Below are 18424 nucleotides of genomic sequence, written 5' to 3' on the forward strand. Positions count from 1 at the left end.
GCCCCCTGTTTTCACACTGCCCAGTGACAGTGCAGATATGCAGTCAAATCCAGCAAGCCGAAATTGGTTCGTACCTGTCGGGCGATTGTTTCCAGCTTCTTCTGGCAGCGCACGCGCATATCCGGAACCATGGCCAAGCTGTCAAAAAAGAAAGCGGAGCCCGCATGTCAAATCTGATCGTCAATGAAAACCGCCTTTGGGATGACCTGATGGTCACTGCAGAATTTGGCGCAAAGGATGGCGGCGTGTGTCGTCTGACATTAGGGCCGGAGGATAAGGCGGTCCGTGACTGGTTTTCGGGGCAGTGCAACGCGCTTGGTCTCGAAATGGCAGTGGACGAGGTGGGCAATATGTTTGCCCTGCGCAAGGGTCGCTCCGATCTGCCCCCTATTGCAATGGGCAGCCATCTGGATACCCAGCCGACAGGCGGGCGGTTCGACGGTATTCTGGGCGTTCTGGCGGGATTGGAAGTGATCCGCGTTCTGGAAGATGCGGGCTATGTGACCGAGGCACCGCTGATGCTTGTAAACTGGACGAATGAAGAAGGGTCGCGGTTCAATCCGTCGATGCTCGGGTCGGGCGTTTATTGCGGGGTGCATGAACGCAGCTATGCCGATGCGCGTCAGGATGAAGGCGGTGAAACATTCGGCGATGCGCTGGAGGCTATCGGCTATCGTGGTGATAGGCCCGCAGGGTCGGTCGAACTGGGGGCGATGTTTGAGTTGCATATCGAACAGGGGCCAATCCTTGAGGCCGAGGGCGCCAGTATCGGTATCGTGCAAGGGGTTCAGGGCTGCCGGTGGTACGAAGTCGTTCTGACAGGTAACAGCGCGCACACAGGTTCTACACCGATGGGCATGCGGCAGGACGCGCTGGTGGCAGCCTCGCATCTGGTGGTTGCTGTGCAGGCCATGGCGCTGGCCGAAGAAGATGCCGTCGGCAGCGTGGGTTTCATGGAGGTTCTGCCCAATTCCACAAATGTCATTCCCGGAGTCGTGCGGCTGAATGTCGATCTGCGCCATCCGAAAGATGCCGTACTGGACCGGATGGAGGCCAGCTTGCAGGAGACTGTCGCATCCCTTGGGGTAACGGCCAAGATCACCCCGATTTCCCGTACTGATGCTGTGGAGTTCGATACGGAGTGCATCACCTCGGTTCGCCATGCGGTGTCGCGGTTGAACATGTCTGCCCGCGATATCGTATCGGGGGCCGGGCATGACGCCCAGCATCTGGCCGGGCATGTGCCAACGACCATGATCTTCGTGCCGAGTACGAACGGGCTGAGCCATAATCCCGCTGAATACACTGCCCCCGCCGAATGCGCGAATGGCGCACAGGTTCTGTTGGAGGCCGTATTGGATTATGACCGGCGTATGTCCGACCCCGTGTCGGCCCCATAGGCCCGTCGCAGCCCCCCGCATGGTTTCCAGAGGTTGAGGAGGCTAAACCCTAGGGGATGATGCCGGCACAACGCGCCGTATTCCGCACATGGACCTGCATCCGGTCACGGGCGGCATCGGGATCGTTTCGCATCAGGGCATCCAGAATGTCGCGGTGTTCTGCAATGGACTGGCGCATCCGTTCTGGCGCCGTGTTCGGGATTGGCTGACGCTGCGTCTCACTCAGCAGATGGCGCATGTTACGATAAACATTGGCCAGCATGCGGTTCGGACAGGCGTCGGCGATCGCTTGGTGGAAGGCCAGATCCGCCTCCACATGTGCGACCAGATCGCCGCTATGCCAGGCATTCTCAAACACCGCAGCAACATCCTGCATCTTCTGCAACATATCGGCAGTCATTGCCCCGGCCGCCAAGCGGCACATCTCTCCCTCGATCAGGATGCGGGTGTGGAACACATCAGCCAGCGTATGGTCATCATCATAGCGCCACGCGGTCGGCTGCGGCCGGCTGCTCGGGTCCAGAACGAATGTTCCACGGGCGGGCAGGGTCTGGATCAGCCCCAGCGTTTCCAATGTCAGCAATGCTTCCCGCAAGGAAGGTCGCGAGACGTTCAGCGATTCTGACAATATCCGCTGTGATGGCAATTTCTGACCGGCTTTCAGTTCGCCAGAGCGGATCATCTCCTGCAACCGTCGTGCGATGACCTGCGTCACCGGTCCCTTATCCGACATCATTCCCCCTGAACCGCATAAGCGCCTTGATAAGCGCGTCTTATAAATACGGGTGTTGCAAAATGAAACGACCCATGGCTTCATGCTGGTCGGACCGGTAAGTCCGGTCAAGCCAGAATTATAAAAAACGGGGAGTATCATGTTCAAGAACGGGATGCGTATATCATCTGTTGCACTTATGCTGCTGGCCGGTTCTGCCATGGCAGCGATGGCGCAGGAAAAATTGACGGTCGGCGCCAATATCGGCAACGTGCCGTGGGAATTTCAGAATGAAACCGGCGATTTTGTCGGATTTGAAATCGATCTTGTCGCAGCTGTGGCCGAACGCCTCGGGGCTGAGGTGGAGACGGTGAATATTCCGTTCAACGGATTGTTTTCCGCCGTTCAGTCGGGCCGGATCGATATTGCCACATCTTCGATCACCATCACTGACGAACGGCTGGAATCGGTGACATTCGCCCAACCCTATTATGATAGCGATCAGTCGCTGACGGCCCTTGCCGGGGGGGCGACCTCGTTGGAGGATATGAAGGGCAAGGTTGTGGGCGTCGATACCGGATCCACCGGCGATATGTGGGCCACCGCCCAGCAGGAAACCTATGGCTTTGCCGACATCCGCCGCTATGAAGGCCTGTCCCCCGCGATGCTGGATCTGACTGCGGGGCGGATCGACGGATACATTTCCGACATCCCGGCCCTGCAGTATTATGTGAAGGACAAGCCCAATCTGGCGGTCGTTGCGCGCATTCCGACCGGTGAGAAATATTCGATGATGTTCGCCAAGGATGCGGAGCTTGCAACCGAAGTGAACGCCGTACTGGATGATCTGAAAGCCGAGGGCGTCCTGGCGGAGCTGCACGAGAAATGGTTCGGGACGGCCCCCGATGAAGGGTCATCGACTGTCACGATCCTGCCGATACCATCGCTGGACTGAGTGTTAACCAGAGGGCCTGCGGGTGCGCAGGCCCTGCCGGATGCCGGCAAGGAATATTCATGGATATTTTCGACACATTTCTGAATGTGGAGGTGATGCAGCGAACCTTCCCGATGCTGATACGCGGTTTGTGGATCACGCTGCAGCTTGGTGCAGCAAGTATCGTGGCGGGGTTAATCCTGGGGCTGCTGCTGGCGATGGCGCGATTGTACGGGGTGGCCCCGCTCCGGTTTCTGACGCGCCTCTATATCGATATCTTCCGCTCCATCCCGTTGCTGGTGCTGTTGATCATCGTCTATTACGCATTGCCGTTTCTGGGGCTGCGGCTGTCACCCTTCGCTTCGGCAATGGGGGCGCTGACCCTCGTGTCTGGCGCCTATACGGCCGAGATATTCCGCGCGGGGATCGAGGCAATTCCAAAGGGCCAATTCGAGGCCTCTGCCGCCTTGGGCCTCAACCCCCTGCGCATGATGGCTGATATCATCCTGCCACAAGCGGTACGCATCGTCATTCCGCCGTTGACCAACAATTCGATCAATGTAGTCAAGGATACGGCGCTGGCGTCGGTGGTTGCCATGCCGGACCTGCTGAAACAGGCGACACAAGCACAGGCCCTTTCCGCCAATCCCACACCGCTGATCGTGGCCGCGATCATCTATATCGCGTTCCTGTGGCCATTGGTGGCAGGTGTGTCGCGCATGGAACGGCGTTTTGCCGCAAGGAGACGCTAGGATGACCGCATTCGTCAGTATCAGGAATCTTCGTAAGTCATTCGGGACGTTTGAGGTTCTGAAGGGTATTGATCTGGATGTCGCCAAGGGTGAGGTGGTCTGCATCATCGGCCCGTCAGGATCCGGAAAATCTACTCTGATCCGCTGTATCAATCGGCTGGAGCCGTTTTCCGCTGGCAGTGAAATCCGTGTGGACGGTACGGCCGTCACCTCGGGGCGCGCATTGGCCAAGGTGCGGGCAGAGGTGGGAATGGTTTTCCAGTCCTTCAACCTTTTTCCGCATCTGACTGTGCGGGAAAACATCATGATTGCACCGCGCAGGGTGCGGGGCACATCCCGCGCCGATGCCGCCAGACAGGCGGACCGCTTGCTGGAGCGTGTAGGCATCGCAAGTCAGGCCGATAAATACCCAGAGCACCTGTCCGGGGGGCAGCAGCAGCGTGTGGCCATTGCCCGGGCCTTGGCGATGGAACCGCAGGTAATGCTGTTCGACGAGCCGACCAGCGCGCTTGATCCTGAAATGGTGGGTGAAGTGCTGGACGTCATGCGCGATCTGGCGCGCACCGGCGTGACCATGATCGTTGTGACGCATGAAATGGGCTTTGCCTCGCAGGTCGCGGATCGGGTCATATTCATGGATGCCGGACAGATCATCGAACAGGGTCCGCCCGCCCAGGTTCTGTCGAACCCGCAAGAACCACGCACGCGCAATTTCCTTGGCGCTGTGCTGAATCATTGAAAAGAGACGTGATGACACAATTGGACATGACCTATGTGCAATCCCAATTTCCCGGCCTGACCGACGATTGGGTGTTTTTCGACAATGCGGGTGGTGCGCAGATTGCCAAACCTGCCCTAGACCGCATGACGGAGTTCCTGACGCATCGGAACGTGCAGATCGGCGGAAGCTATGCAGTGTCGCAATCCGCTGCCGAGGCATTGCTCAAGGGGCGTCAGGCCGCTGCCACATTGGTTAACGCCGCCCGGGCAGAGGAAATCGTGTTCGGGGCCTCTACTACCGTGCTGATGGGCAATCTGATGCAGGCCATGCGCAGCCAGTTTTCCGAGGGCGATGAGGTCATCGTGACCATGGCGGATCATGAAAGCAATATCGGTCCGTGGACGCGCTTGGCGGAATTCGGGGTGACGATCAAGGTATGGCCGCTGAATGCCGAAACAATGGATCTGCAGCTCTCTGATCTGGAACCGCTGATGACCGACCGCACGCGGCTGGTTTGCGTTACCCATGTCTCAAATATTTTGGGCCAGGTGCATCCTGTGGGTGACTTCGCGCGTTTCATTCATGACCGGGGTGCCCTGATCTGTGTGGATGCCGTTGCCTATGCCCCGCACCGGTTGATCGACGTTCAGGCATGGGATGTGGATTACTATGTCTTCAGTCTGTACAAAGCATATGGGCCGCATGGGGCGGTGATGTACGGCAAATATGACCTGCTGGCAGAGCTGGACGGCCTGTACCACTATTTCTACGGCAAGGACAAAGTACCGGGCAAGCTGGAGCCGGGCAATCCAAGCTATGAAATGGCCTATGCCGCTGACGGGATTCTGGAATATCTGACCGGGCTGGCGCGGCATCACGGGGTAACGGGCGATGACCGCGCCTTGACCAAGGCCGCTTTCGATCTGATTACCGCACAGGAAGACCGGCTGACCGATCGCCTTCTGAAATGGATCGCGGCACGCAATGATTGTCGCGTGATCGGTACGGATACGAATATGGACAGCAGGCGCGTTCCCACGATCTGCTTTCGCTTCGACGGTATCAATTCGGGAAAAATTGCACAGGCTATGGATGGATACGGCATTGCGATGCGCTTCGGGGATTTCCACTCCCGTCGGCTGATCGAAGGGTTGGCCGAAGATCACGATGATGGCGTCCTACGTGTGTCCATGGTGCATTATAACACGGTGGAGCAGGTGGACCGTCTGACGGCGGCTCTGGCTGATATCGTATCGAAGGACGCCGCGTGATGGATCTGGTCATTACCGGTGGAACCGTCGTCACCGCATCTGATAGTTATGCCGCCGATATCGGTATCAGGGATGGCTGCATCGTGCAGATCGGGCAGGGGCTGGAAGGGGCCGAGCGGATTGACGCGACCGGCCTTCTGGTTCTGCCGGGCGGCATTGATGCCCATGTGCATCTGGATCAACCGACATCGGACGGGACCGTGATGGCCGATGGTTTTGCCAGTGGAACCCGCTCGGCTGCGGCGGGCGGCAATACGACGGTGCTGCCCTTCGCCCTGCAGATCAAGGGCCAGTCCCTGCGAAGCTGCGTGGAGGATTACCACCGCAAGGCGGATGGAAACTGCCATACCGATGTCTCATTCCACCTGATCGTGACGGACCCGACGCCCCAGGTTCTGGGGCAGGAGCTGCCTGCACTGGTTCAGGACGGCTATACCTCGTTCAAGGTTTTCATGACCTATGACGATTTGGTGCTGAATGACGCCGAATTGCTGGATGTGTTCGAGGTGGCCCGCCGCGAACGTGCCCTCGTGATGGTCCATGCCGAGGGGCACGATGCCATCAAGCATCTGACGCGGCGGCTGGAGGATATGGGCCGGACTGCCCCGTTCTATCACGGTCAGGCCCACGCCCAGATTGCTGAACGAGAGGCGACGCATCGCGCAATTAGCCATGCCCAGTTGATCGATGTGCCGATCGTCATTGTCCATGTATCCGGCCGGGACCCGATGGAGCAGATCCAATGGGCACGGGCGCGGGGCCTGAAGGTTCACGCAGAAACCTGCTCGCAATATATCGCGCTGACGGCTGACGATCTGCGCGGCCTGAATATGGATTTCGAAGGGGCAAAATACGTCTGTTCTCCGCCTCCCCGCGATGCCGATAGCCAGGCGGCAATCTGGCAGGGCCTGCGGGATGGTACCTTCGACATCTTTTCCTCCGATCACTGCCCGTTTCGGATCGATGGTACGGGCAAGGATACCCCGCGTGCGCGAACATCGTTCAAATGGGTGCCAAACGGCATTCCGGGGGTCGAGACGCGCCTGCCGATCCTGTTTTCCGAAGGTGTGTCGAAAGGGCGGATCAGCCTGCAACGCTTTGTGGCGCTGACCTCGACCAATCCAGCGCGGCTTTATGGCCTCTATCCCCAGAAAGGCAGTATCGCGATTGGGGCTGATGCCGACCTGACGCTATGGGATCCGACCCTTACACGGCCGATCCGTCAGACGGCGTTGAACCACGGCTGCGATTACACACCTTACGAAGGCATGGATATTACCGGCTGGCCAGTTCGGACGATCCTGCGCGGGCAGACGATTGCCGTGGATGGCAAGGTGGTCGGCACGCCGACAGGCGGGCATCTGGTACGTGGAACGAGTGAGGCCTTTTCCCCGGAATAACGCCTTCAGTCCGGTAAATGTCGCAGAACATCCTGCACAGGGGCCGCCTTCAGCTCTGCCAATGATGACATGCCCATCAACTGCAGTGTGATGCGTATCTCGTCCGCCAGCAGGGTGAACAGGCGGTCCACTCCCCACGCCCCTTCGGCCGCCACGGCCCATGCAAACGGGCGTCCCATCAGAACGGCATCGGCACCAAGCGCAACCGCCTTGATGATATCTGTGCCCCGTCTGAAACCGCTGTCCACCATCAGCTCCATATCGGGGCCTAGCGCCTCCCTGATCGGTCGGACAAGCGAGATCGTGGAACAGCCATGATCCAGTTGCCGCCCACCGTGGTTCGAGATGATGATCCCATCAGCGCCGCTGCTTCGGGCGATCGCGGCATCACGCGGATCCGAAATGCCCTTTATGACCAGGCGGCCCGGCCAAAGGTCTCGTAACGCCTTCACCTTGTCCCATGTCAGATCCTTGTCCAGCCGGGCGGACAGATTTGCAGCCTGTGCAAGTGCACCGCGGCCAAATTCGGGCCGGTCATTCACCAGTTCCACCCCCGGCATGCCATTCCGCAGCAGATCGATCGACCACCGTGGTCGGCGCATGAACTGCAGCGCGAGGGCGGGGGTTATATGCGATACGCTGCGGAACTGGTTTCTGACATCACGTTCCCGTACCGAAGTGATGGCGGTATCCACGGTCAGGAAAATGGTTTCCACCCCCGCATGTCGGCAAGCTTCCAGATAGCCGGCATTTACCTCAGGGTCCCTGTCCAGATACAACTGGAACGCCAGTGTTTCCCCAAGCTGCGGCGCAAGTGAGGAAACCCCCTTTATCGAAAAGGTAGACAGGCCGAACGGAACGCCATGCCTGCGTGCCGAGAGTCCTACAAGCTGGTCACCATCGCGACGATACAGCCCCATGAATCCGACCGGGCCGGGAAAGAACGGCAGCGCTTGGATCCTGCCCAGATACGTCGTTGACAGATCCGCCTCGACCAGATTGCGCAACACCCGTTGGCGAAGGGCGTAACGGTCGAAATCCGTTCGGTTGCGTGCCAGCGTGGTTTCGGAAAATGCGCCACCATCTATGTAATCGGCAAAAATCTTCGGCAGCCGGCGACGCGCGGCCCGCTGGAAGTCGTTGCAGTTGATATAGTGGCGGTCTTGAGGCATGTGCCGATCCTGTCGCGCGCGAGGTTAGGGCCGGGTGGGGCGAATACTGTCGAAAAACCGGGTCATATGATCCTGACCATCGACCGGCACAGACCCGCAGGTCACAGCTTGGATCAGCCCGATACCGGCGCTTTGCGGGTTATGCCGCCCCCCTTCGGCCCCGGCACGAAGATTCATCACCAGTGTCGGGCACAGGAATAGCGCAAGCCGGATGACACGCTCCCAATCCGCGGGCAGCAGTTCGTGATCCTGCAGAGTTTGCAGCCATGGCCGCCAATAGCTGGAGGCTTTTACGTCCAGAAGCTTTTCCCGCAGCGTGCCGATATGCCAATCGGTCGTTAATGAAAGTACGCCATCGGTATAATCCGCTGTGACGTGCCACCTGTCCGGCACCATAGGGCTGTCATATAGCCATAGCGGATGAGCGAGCGTGTTGTGGAAGGTCGATTTCACCTCGGCCAGCAGCGCGGGAACATCCTCGCCGGCAAAGGCGGGGTCGAAGAATGCCAGATGGTCGGCATCCTCCCCCCTCTCGTACCAGACGTTGGCATTATGCGCGTCGCCATGGGCCACGATGCCGCCCGCATCCGCAAGCCGTTCAGGCAAAAGTCGTTCATGGGCCGCATCGAACAATTCGGCTAGCGTGTGGGCGTATTGGCGGCCATTCAGCCGCAGCGTGGCATGCGCCAGATCCTTCCATGGTAGGCTGACGCCCGGCAGGGAAAAATCCTTGTCCACGTAGAAAGAGGCCAGCCGCCCCGCCGGATAGGCGCCCGTGGTCGGATTGACCAGCCGTTCGTGGAACAACCGGTGGATCGGTTCGGCTCGCGATTGGGCAGGCCGGATCGTATGCAATGTATCCCGCGCCACCTGAAGCAGTTTCGCATTCAGTTCGGCCTCGGCGGCAAGGGCGCGGCTCATGGCTGCGGGGTCCGGTGCCAGATCCAGCTCTCGCAGGACATCCGAAAATCGCGGGTCATTCCGCCGACGATAGACAAGTACCTGATCGCCCGTCAGGGTCGAGGACAGGATCGGCTGATCCACCGGCAGTCCGGCCCGCGCAAGAATGTCGGCACGGTACAGCTCACCATGCATTTCCTCCTCGCCCTCTTCCTGATGGAACTTGAAAAAGCACGGGCCGTGTTCGCAAGTGAAAAATCCGTTCAGCGAATTCAGCGAATACTGATCGGCATTGATCTTCATCCCTTCTGTCCTGATTGCGAAAAGATCATTCAGGAATGCGGTCAGCATCGTTTCGGCCCTTGCAGGATCCTGCAGGGCAACAGCGCGTATTTCGGCGGTACGGGACAGGGTCATATCAACCTTTGAGGTATGTCTGGCGGGCCTCACCAACCGCATTGGCGTGGCTGGAAAATCCTTCGTATTCGGCAAGGGTCCGGGCGGCATGCGCCAGTTCCGGATAGGCCTTGGCCGTGACATACCCGACAGAACTGCGGCGGATGAAATCGGTCACCGAGAGCGGGCCGTACGTCCGGGCGCCGCGGGATGTCGGAAGAACGGCATTCGGGCCAAGGCAGAAGTTGCCGATCGAGACAGGTGTATGCGGCCCCATCAGGATCTCGGCGGCGGCGGTGATCATGCCCAGATGCTCGAACGGTTTTTCCGAAAGAAGCTGCAGGTGCTCCGGCGCATAATCGTTGATGAATGCATAGGCTTCTTCCAGCGTTTCCGTCAGCAGAATGCCCCCCGATTTGCCACAGAGGACTGCCTTTGAAAACGCGACCCGCTGCTCGGTCATGTTCGCCCAATGGTCGGGCAGGGCCGCGAGGGCCTGTTCGGCAACGCGGCGCGAGGAGGTGACCAGCCAGGCCGAACTGTCCGGTCCGTGCTCGGCTTCGATCAGCAGATCAAGGGCTGCAAGCCCCCCGTGTACGGTATCATCGGCAAAGATGATCGATTCCGAAGGGCCGGCAGGAAGGCCGGGATCGATCTGACCCGCCAACAAACGCTTGGCCGCCACCACCCAGGGGCTACCCGGCCCCACAATTTTGTGGCAGGGCCTGACAGTATCCGTGCCGAAGGTGGCTGCGGCAACAGCCTGGGCGCCCCCCGCCTTGTAGACGGTTTTCACGCCGGCCAGACGGGCCGCAACCAATGTGGCTGCATCCACCTTGCCCTCTTTGGTGGGCGGGGTGAATATGGCCACATTCGGGACGCCGGCAACAACTGCCGGAACGCCGGTCATCATCGTAACGGATGGAAACGAGCCCTTGCCGCGGGGAACGTAGAGTGCGACCGACTCGATGGGAAGGAACCGGTCCCCCGCGAAGGCACCGGGGCGGATTTCTTTCAGCGTCATCGGTTCGGGAAGCTGCTCTTCGTGAAATGAGCGAATGTTGGCGATACCGGTTTTGATAGCGGCAATCACCTCCGGGTCCACAAGGGTGAAAGCCTCATCGAATTCGGCCTCGGTCACCTGCAGTGTATCGGCGGTCAGGCCGACTGCCCCGTCAAGTTCCGTGCCGAAACGCACCAGCGCCGCGTCTCCCTCGGTCCGCACGGCCTCGAGGATGGCGGGGACCTTTTCCAGAAACATCGACATGTCGGTTTCAGAGCGCTGCATCAGGGCCGCACGCTCAGAAATGGAAAGATCGGCGAGGATCTTGAAGTTTACGTCGCCCATATCAGCATACCTTCTGGAAAGTTCTGGACGCAAAAGGTCCGGTCGTCATTTGGATTTCAGAAAAACTTCGAGGCCGACCAGCTTATCAAGCAGCCAGATCGCCAGAAGCGCGATGAGAATGAAAACAACCGATACCGCCGCAAGATCGGGCGTGATGATTGAGCGGATGGAATTATAGATCTGCACGGGCAAGGTAACGGTTCGCGCATCCGTCAGCAGCAGGCTGACCAGAAATTCGTTCATTGCCAGGATGAACATGAGCAAGCTGCCGGTAATCACCCCCGGCATCACGGCCGGCAGCGTCACGTGCAGGAATGTCTGTACCCGGCCTGCGCCACAGCTTTGGGCCGCCAGTTCCAGATCCGGGTCCAGTAGCACCGCCGAGGAGGAAACCGACCAGACGATAAACGGCAGGTTGATCACCGCGCAGGCCACTCCCACCGGCCATAGGCTACCCAAAACCCGCCATTCACCGAATACCAGCATAAGTCCGATCCCGGACCCGATCAGCGGTACGGTGAACGGCAGTAGCAGGTAAACCTGAATAGCGCCCTCATACCGCAGGCGAAAGCGGGACAGGGCAAGCCCGGCCAGGGTACCCACGGGCAAGGCAACTGCCGTACAGATCAGGGAGACCACAAGGGATCGCAGGAACGCCTGTTGCAGATCGCGGGCCATGGCGAGTTTGGCATACCACTTCAGCGAAAGCCCATCGGGGGGGAAGGCAATGATGTTCCCCGAAGTGAAGCTGGCCCCCAGCACGACAATCGTGGGCAAGGACAGGGTAAGCAACGCGATCCAGACGAGGGTCCAGATGGTGATGCGCTGGCTTTGTGAAATCATTTGCGCGCCCCCATCGACAGGGTTCCTGCGCCGAACACCATGAACACCAACCCGACGATCAGTGAACCGACCGCCACCAGCAATAGCGCAAGTGCTGCCCCGAGCCCCTGATCGGCAGTTCGGAAAAACTGATCGTAAATCGCATTTGCTACAAAATCCTGTGATCCGCCGCCCAGCATCGCCGGAACGGCAAAATCGGTCAGGCTAAGGGTGCCGACCACCAGTCCGGCACCCACCAATCCCGGCTTTGCCATCGGCAGGATCACGTGCCACAGCGTCTGCAGCCAGTTGGCCCCCAGAGATCCGGCAGCAATTTCGGTTTCCGTCGGAATGGCGGTCAGGGCAGGGGCCAGCATGAGCACTGCGAACGGCAGCATGTATTGAACCAGGCCGAAAATGACCGCGGGATAGTTGAACAGCAGCCGTACCGGACCGATACCGACCAGCCCGAGGACGTCGTTTACCATACCGCCATTGCCCAGAAGGATCAGCCAGCCATAGGCGCGGACCACCTGCCCGATGAAAAACGGAAGAAAAAGCGCAATCAGCAGGGCTTTGCGGACCTTGGGGCTTTGCGTCCGTACCATCGCATAGGCGTAGGGGAAGGCAAAGCAGAGGGTAATGGCCGTTGTCAGGGCCGCGCCTAGCAAAGATCTCCATGCGACCTTGAAATAAACGCTTGAACCGAGGGCTTTCTGGAAATTGTCCAGTGACCAGTTATCCGATGGCAGATAGGTTGCGGTATCCAACGTACGCAGTGAAGCGTCCGCAATCTGTATCAGCCCCAGCACCAATATTCCCACAAGCATTAAAGCAGGCATGATGAAGAGCCAGCCGGTGTATTTCGACAGGCGGCGCGGCCAAAGAAAATCTGCAATCGCCTCAGCCATATCCATGATGCGCCAGCGCAACGGGTAGCGGAAATCGGGGTTCGTCTCTGGCATCGTGGGACCGTTTCAAACACCGCAGTTGGGGAATGCGGTGGCTTTTCTTAGGAGGAACAGGCGGCGCGCAAAGGTGCGCCGCCAATGGGTGGGCGTCAGCCTTGCATGATCTCTTTGAACTTGCTGAACCATTCGGACTCGTTCTGGACCTGTACCTGTGCGGAGATACGGATCAGATGCGCAAAATCCTCGGGCTTGGTGGGATAGGACGGATCATCGACCAGATCTTCGGGCGGGGTAAGACCCGGCACGACACCCGGCAGCCCCAATCCGTCCAGCCAGACCTGCTGTGCCTGTTGGGTCAGAGCGAAATTGACGTATTCCTTGGCCCAGTAAAGCTCGTTTTCCGGCAGACCTTTCGGAATCCACAGCCCGTCTGTGTCGAACTTGCAGCCCTCTTCTGGTACGACCCATGCGATTTCCAGGCCGTTTTTTCTGGCCTCGCGCGCATTTGTCGAAATGGTGCAGGCAATGTCGATCTCACCGTTCTGGAACCAGTTGGTGAAATCGGGGTCTTCGCCCAGCAACGGGTCCTGCTCTTTGACCTTGGCAATGAAATCCCAAGCGGCTTGCATGTTGTCCGGAATATCTTCCAGCGAACCGCCACCCGCAACCTGTGCCGGAAAGTGGAATCCTATTCCGTCATTGTAGAGTGCGATCCGGCCTTTGAACTTCGGATCCAGCAGGGCCGTCCAGGATGTCGGGGGGCCGTCGGGGAATGCCTCGGGGCGATAGGCCAGTACGTAGACATAACCATAAGTGTTGATGATCGGATATCCTTCCAACCCGACCGGTTTTGCCAGATCGGTGGTATTGGCCAGATTGGAAACGTCCGACAGATCCTCGGTCACGCCGCGCAGCGCCGACTTGGTGGCATTCGTGGTCGTATCCCAGTTCACATGGATCGGGGGAATCCGCCCTTGGGCGACGGCAGCCCACAGCTTGGGCTGGATCTCGTTATCCTCGGTCAGATCATGGCGAACGGCAATGCCCGTTGCTTCGGTAAAGGGATCGGAGACGCCTGCCTTCAAGGCCTCTACCCATGATCCACCCCATGCGCGCACGATGATTTCGCGCGGTTTTTCAGGTGCGTTCTGTGCCATCAGGCGGCGCGTGGAGGCGCCGGTGATCAGAAGGGCTGCGCCGGCAGTTGCACTACCGCACAACATTGCGCGACGCGAAAGCCGGATGTGGGAATTTGCCATGATCGTCTCCTTGTTGAACGGCGCGCCGTTTTTCACATGTTTTGGGGCGGGAATATCAGCAGATCGCGGGCATTCCATCCGATTGTCACCGCTGCTCCCCGATCATGGGGGGCATGCCCAAGCGGGTCATGGTGATAGATCTGCAGCGCCGTTGCGAGGCCCGGCACCGCAACGAAATAGAGCAAACGCTCTCCTTCGAAAATCGTATCGGTGACGGTGCCCTGAAGGGTGGTATCGCATGAAGCAAGATCGGCCGCAGTGGCGCTGATGCGGATCTGTTCGGCGCGGATCGCCCCTTGTGCCACAGAGCCAAGGGACATGTTCCGGGGCAACGTGCCTGCACAGGAGAAGCCGTTCACCGATAGTCCGGTTTCAGTGACCTCTCCCTTCAGGAAGCTGGAAACTCCGATGAAATTCGCGACGAAAGGGGAGGCGGGCTTGCGGTACATCGCGACCGGATCCGCATGTTGCTGGATGCGGCCCTGGTCCATCACGATGATCTCGTCAGATACGACCAGCGCTTCGCGTTGATCATGGGTCACATTGATCGTGGTCACACCCAGCTCTTTCTGTATCCGACGAAATTCCAGCTGCATCTCCTCGCGCAGTTTCCGGTCCAGCGCGGCAAGGGGCTCGTCCAGAAGCAACAGGTCAGGTTCGAAGACAAGCGCACGGGCGATCGCCACGCGCTGTTGCTGTCCGCCCGACAGCTCGTGGATCCTGCGCGTGCCGTATCCCCCAAGCCTGACAAGATCGAGATAGCGCGCAACACGTTCGGGAATATCCTTCGGATTGAAACGGCGCATCTTCAGGGGAAAGGCGACGTTTTCATTCACCGTCATATGCGGAAAAAGGGCCAGTTTCTGAAATACCATGCCGATCGTACGCTTATGCGGCGCAACGGCATCAGAGGCCTTTCCCCCTATCAGTATCTGCCCCCGACTAGGCTTTTGAAACCCCGCGATCATCCGCAGCAATGTGGTTTTTCCCGAACCTGACGGACCGAGAATGGTCAGGAACCGACCAGCCTCCAGAGAAAAACTGGCACTTTGTACCGCCAACGGGCCATTTCCAAAATCCATGTCCACATCCCGGACCAGAACGGCGGCATGGCGTTCGCCATCGGCTGGCTGTGCTGCGGGCATATTCACGATGTTCGTCTCCGGTCGGTGGTGCGTCATTGTCGTCTGGCAGGCTACGGATGCGGACGGGTATATGTGAGCATCTGACCATCGGCCAGCCTCGGCAGCGCAATAATCAATGTTATCGGCTAGATCGAGGCAAGATAACCGCCATCGACCCCGATACATTGGCCCGTGACATATGCAGAGGCATCTGAGGCAAGGAAAACAACCGTGCCGACCACATCATCATTGTTACCGAAACGGCGCTGAGGGATTTTATCCAGCATCGCCTTTGTCCATTGCGGGTCTTCATAGAAGGCTTCGGTCATTTCTGTCCGGAAATAGCCGGGGGCAATCGCATTCACACGCAATCCGCGTGGCGCCCATTCTGCGGCAAGCGCGCGGGTCATTCCTAAAAGCCCCGATTTGGAGGATCCGTAGGGTACAGCCGTTGGTACCCCGACATAAGAAGTAAGGGAGCAGAGATTGATGATTGCGCCGCTGCCTCGGGTCAGCATGGTCTTTGCAACCGCCTGTGTGGTGAAGAAGCTGCCGCGCAGGTTTGTATCGATGATCCGGTTCCAAAGGGCGGGAGTAACATCCTCGGAGGGGCTGATCTGCTCGATCCCTGCATTATTGACAAGAATGTCGAATGGTCCCTTGCCGTTCAGCGCAGGCACTATCAGGTCCGTTTGGCTTTGATCCAGTGCGATACATTCCACAGACCGGCCCGTTGCACGGATTTTTTCGGCCGTTGTGCCAAGGGCGTTCAGTGTGCGAGCGGTGATCGTGATATCTGCCCCTGCCTCTGCCAGCCCGACGGCCATTGCTTGCCCCAGCCCGCGGCTGGCCCCGGTCACAAGTGCATGACGGCCTGCCAAGGAAAACAGGTTTGGCATGGTATTTCCTTTCATCAGCCTGTTGGCCACCAAGGCAAAGCATTCTTTACAAGTATATATATTGTATTTAGCGAGGGGCGCATCTGTTAATTGCGTTTTCCGCAGAATAGGAGCCTTGTCGATATGGCCGCGAACCCCACAATCCTGCGTCCTGAACTGACAAATCTGGCACCTTATAATGCTGGTCTGACACTGGCCGAAGTCGCGGCACGTAAAGGGGTCACCCGCGTGGCCAAGCTTGGATCGAATGAAAACCCAGCAGGCACGGATCCGGCCGTGGTGGATGCACTGGAAAACGCGATGCGATCGATCGGGGCCTATCCGGATCCGGTCGGGCGTAATCTCGTCGCGCGGCTTGCTGAAAAGCATGGCTGGCCACAGGACAAATTCGTTCTGGGAAACGGGTCGGAGGATTTGCTGGCAGTACTTGCCAGAGCGGTCCTTCGTCCGGGGGACAAGGTGGTCACGCTTTACCCTTCATTTCCACTGCACGAAGATTACGCCCGTCTGATGGGTGCAGAAGTCATCCGCATCGGATTGGACGCTGAGGGTATGATCGACCTGCCTGCCCTGCTGGACGCGGTGGCGAAGCCGGTTCGGCTGGTCCTGTTTGCCAATCCTATGAATCCTGCCGGTGTTTGGCTTCAACCTGCGGATCTGCGCCGCGTTCTGGCTGCAGTACATCCGGAAGCAATAACATGCGTGGATGAAGCCTATCATGAATATGCCAGTGGACCGGACTATGTCTCTGCCGAGGAGCAATTGGCGACATATGCACGCCCCCTGGTCATTTTGAGAACCTTCTCCAAGGCATGGGGACTGGCAGGATTGCGTATCGGCTATGCAATGACGAATTCGGACCAGCTCAGACAGGGCTTCGATCTGGCACGCACACCGTTCAACGTGAACCTGATGGCACAGATTGCTGCCGAAGCTGCATTGGACCATCCTGATGCGGTGGACCGCGCAGTGGCCTTGGTCAGGATCGAACGAACGCGTGTTGCAAAAGCAATTTCGGATATGGGGATGCGCGTTCTACCCTCGCGTGGAAATTTTCTGTTCTTCGATGCAGGCCAGCCCTCTTCCATGATTGCAGAAAGGTTGCTCGATCACGGAGTGATCGTGAAGCCGTGGCGACAGGAAGGGTATGAGAGCTGGCTGCGCGTTTCGATAGGGTCGATCATGGATAACGATCAGTTTCTGATGGCCTTGGCCCGGATCAGAGAAGCTGCCATCGGATAAAACCGGTCGTGGCGGCTACATTGAATCGTGGTTCCGCTCTCCGGTGGGGGTGAAGTGGGTAACGAGCTGGTGCCGGTCGCTCGGATAAGTCTGGCTGACGATTGTAACCCACTGCCCCGCGCTTTCGGTGCGGCGGATCACCTCCAGGCATGCCTCCCCCAGTGCCAAACCCAATCCGCGGGCAAGAACCGTATCCGCGTTGACCGCGCGGATGGTATGCTTGGCGGCCTTCCACGGAATTTCCTGACGCAACCATTCGCTCGGCGTCTGTTCGGAAAAATCGACATCAAGCACGCCGGGGACCGTATCAATATTGATGATACGGCGTTCAAGGCAAAACGGGGAATCCCCCGCTGAATGGAGCATCTGGAGCGCGAGAACGTTTGCGGTGTGATCCATCGGAATTTCGCCGCGCAATTTCTCATTTGACGTCGCCGCTCGAATTTCACGATCAATCAGGTGATAATCGTAATTCAGACCAAGCGCCTCCACTTGGGTCTTTACGCTGGCTATCTCCATTACCGGGGATTGGGTGCGCGGTTGGGCGACAAATGTCCCCAATTTTCGCCGACGTATAAGATACCCTTCACGTGTAAGTTGTGAAAGAACCTTATTCATCGTCATTCGTGAAACGCCGTGCTTTTCCGCCAGCTCCGTTTCAAACAGAAGTCGATACCCCGGCTCCCATTGATTGCTGAGGATCAAATCGCGGAACTTGGTTGTCAGTGTTTCGTGCAATGATGACAATGATTTCCAACCTCCTGTATTCATTGCTAAATCGGATATTTCATATCGGATCGGCTTGGTCGCGATCTGGTTATGTATATGCCAATTAATGATCGATAATAAAAGACCTGTGGCAAGGTTAATTAATGGCTGTTTGGTGAAAATAAAAAGGTTAACGATTAGTTAAAATGTATTCTTGTTTTCACTCTATTTGGTGCGACAAGAGAGAGTGACGGCGATATCCCGCATAACATTATTTCAAATGAGTTGTTTCCAATGCAATCTATGTAATTATTAATAGATTAATGGTGTATGATTTACAAAATATCGGTCTGGGTGCGTTGTTCTGCCGCACCGTCTTTGCCGACTATACTTTGGTTAGTGTCGCAGTGAAATCCGATAGGCAATTACACTAATTTTCTGCCGCCATGCGGT

17 protein-coding genes are annotated in these 18424 nt (G+C 58.1%); 7 read left to right on the top strand and 10 right to left on the bottom strand.

Translation table 11 applies throughout. From position 1 onward, the window contains the following. The first annotated feature begins 164 nt into the window (after positions 1 to 164). Entirely contained in the window at positions 165 to 1400 is a 1236-nt protein-coding gene (locus TR36_RS10620; RefSeq protein ID WP_045392127.1) for a M20 family metallo-hydrolase, read from the top strand. Between the two features lie 49 nt (positions 1401 to 1449). Here the strand turns inward: TR36_RS10620 and TR36_RS10625 are convergent, their stop codons facing one another. After that, the gene (locus tag TR36_RS10625; protein ID WP_045392124.1) at positions 1450 to 2133 is read right to left on the bottom strand and encodes a FadR/GntR family transcriptional regulator; all 684 of its coding nucleotides are present in this window, start codon (positions 2131 to 2133) and stop codon (positions 1450 to 1452) included. 139 nt (positions 2134 to 2272) lie between these two features. Between TR36_RS10625 and TR36_RS10630 the strand changes: the two genes are divergently transcribed. The 5 genes from TR36_RS10630 to hydA are packed head-to-tail and all read left to right on the top strand — an operon-like array spanning position 2273 to position 7190. Continuing rightward, positions 2273 to 3067: an ABC transporter substrate-binding protein gene (locus tag TR36_RS10630; protein WP_045392121.1), complete on the top strand. Its 795-nt coding sequence runs from the start codon at positions 2273 to 2275 to the stop codon at positions 3065 to 3067. A gap of 59 nt (positions 3068 to 3126) precedes the next feature. Further along, positions 3127 to 3798, top strand: coding sequence for an amino acid ABC transporter permease (locus TR36_RS10635; RefSeq protein ID WP_045392119.1), 672 nt, complete (start codon positions 3127 to 3129; stop codon positions 3796 to 3798). Position 3799: 1 nt separating this feature from the next. Continuing rightward, positions 3800 to 4537, top strand: a complete 738-nt coding sequence (locus TR36_RS10640; RefSeq protein ID WP_045392117.1) for an amino acid ABC transporter ATP-binding protein — start codon at positions 3800 to 3802, stop codon at positions 4535 to 4537. Positions 4538 to 4548: 11 nt separating this feature from the next. Then, a complete protein-coding gene (locus TR36_RS10645) occupies positions 4549 to 5790 on the top strand; it encodes an aminotransferase class V-fold PLP-dependent enzyme (RefSeq protein WP_045392114.1) in 1242 nt (413 codons plus the stop codon). Then, complete coding sequence (hydA, locus tag TR36_RS10650; RefSeq protein ID WP_045392111.1) at positions 5790 to 7190, top strand: dihydropyrimidinase; 1401 nt, start codon at positions 5790 to 5792, stop codon at positions 7188 to 7190. The genes TR36_RS10645 and hydA overlap by 1 nt, the downstream gene beginning before the upstream one ends. Positions 7191 to 7195: 5 nt before the next feature. Here hydA and TR36_RS10655 read toward each other — a convergent pair whose 3' ends face one another. The 8 genes from TR36_RS10655 to TR36_RS10690 all read right to left on the bottom strand — a co-directional run bounded on the left by TR36_RS10655 (position 7196) and on the right by TR36_RS10690 (position 16021). Next, a complete protein-coding gene (locus TR36_RS10655) occupies positions 7196 to 8362 on the bottom strand; it encodes an alpha-hydroxy acid oxidase (protein WP_045392108.1) in 1167 nt (388 codons plus the stop codon). Positions 8363 to 8386: 24 nt separating this feature from the next. Further along, the gene (locus TR36_RS10660; protein ID WP_045392104.1) at positions 8387 to 9679 is read right to left on the bottom strand and encodes a hypothetical protein; all 1293 of its coding nucleotides are present in this window, start codon (positions 9677 to 9679) and stop codon (positions 8387 to 8389) included. Position 9680: 1 nt separating this feature from the next. Continuing rightward, positions 9681 to 11006 carry a histidinol dehydrogenase gene (gene hisD, locus TR36_RS10665; RefSeq protein ID WP_062763203.1) on the bottom strand — a complete coding sequence of 442 codons (1326 nt, stop codon included), beginning with the start codon at positions 11004 to 11006 and terminating at the stop codon, positions 9681 to 9683. Between the two features lie 45 nt (positions 11007 to 11051). Beyond that, positions 11052 to 11849 (bottom strand): ABC transporter permease, encoded by a 798-nt coding sequence (locus TR36_RS10670; protein WP_045392099.1) that lies wholly within the window; start codon positions 11847 to 11849, stop codon positions 11052 to 11054. After that, positions 11846 to 12793, bottom strand: coding sequence for an ABC transporter permease (locus tag TR36_RS10675; protein WP_045392097.1), 948 nt, complete (start codon positions 12791 to 12793; stop codon positions 11846 to 11848). Before TR36_RS10675 ends, TR36_RS10670 begins: the two co-directional genes overlap by 4 nt. 95 nt (positions 12794 to 12888) lie before the next feature. Next, on the bottom strand, positions 12889 to 13998 hold the full coding sequence (locus TR36_RS10680) for a PotD/PotF family extracellular solute-binding protein (RefSeq protein ID WP_045392699.1): 1110 nt from the start codon (positions 13996 to 13998) through the stop codon (positions 12889 to 12891). Between the two features lie 32 nt (positions 13999 to 14030). Beyond that, positions 14031 to 15143: an ABC transporter ATP-binding protein gene (locus TR36_RS10685; RefSeq protein WP_045392095.1), complete on the bottom strand. Its 1113-nt coding sequence runs from the start codon at positions 15141 to 15143 to the stop codon at positions 14031 to 14033. A gap of 125 nt (positions 15144 to 15268) precedes the next feature. Then, a complete protein-coding gene (locus tag TR36_RS10690) occupies positions 15269 to 16021 on the bottom strand; it encodes a glucose 1-dehydrogenase (RefSeq protein ID WP_153010543.1) in 753 nt (250 codons plus the stop codon). Between the two features lie 123 nt (positions 16022 to 16144). Here TR36_RS10690 and hisC point away from each other — a divergent pair, with 123 nt between their 5' ends. Further along, positions 16145 to 17263, top strand: a complete 1119-nt coding sequence (gene hisC / locus TR36_RS10695; protein WP_045392093.1) for a histidinol-phosphate transaminase — start codon at positions 16145 to 16147, stop codon at positions 17261 to 17263. A gap of 15 nt (positions 17264 to 17278) precedes the next feature. On the opposite strand, the gene TR36_RS10700 is transcribed toward hisC, so the two are convergent. After that, positions 17279 to 18034, bottom strand: coding sequence for a UTRA domain-containing protein (locus tag TR36_RS10700; RefSeq protein ID WP_067397930.1), 756 nt, complete (start codon positions 18032 to 18034; stop codon positions 17279 to 17281). Between the last annotated feature and the right edge of the window lie 390 nt (positions 18035 to 18424).

Origin of the sequence: Falsirhodobacter sp. alg1 (genome assembly GCF_000739715.2) — a bacterium.
Classification (GTDB): Bacteria; Pseudomonadota; Alphaproteobacteria; order Rhodobacterales; family Rhodobacteraceae; genus Falsirhodobacter.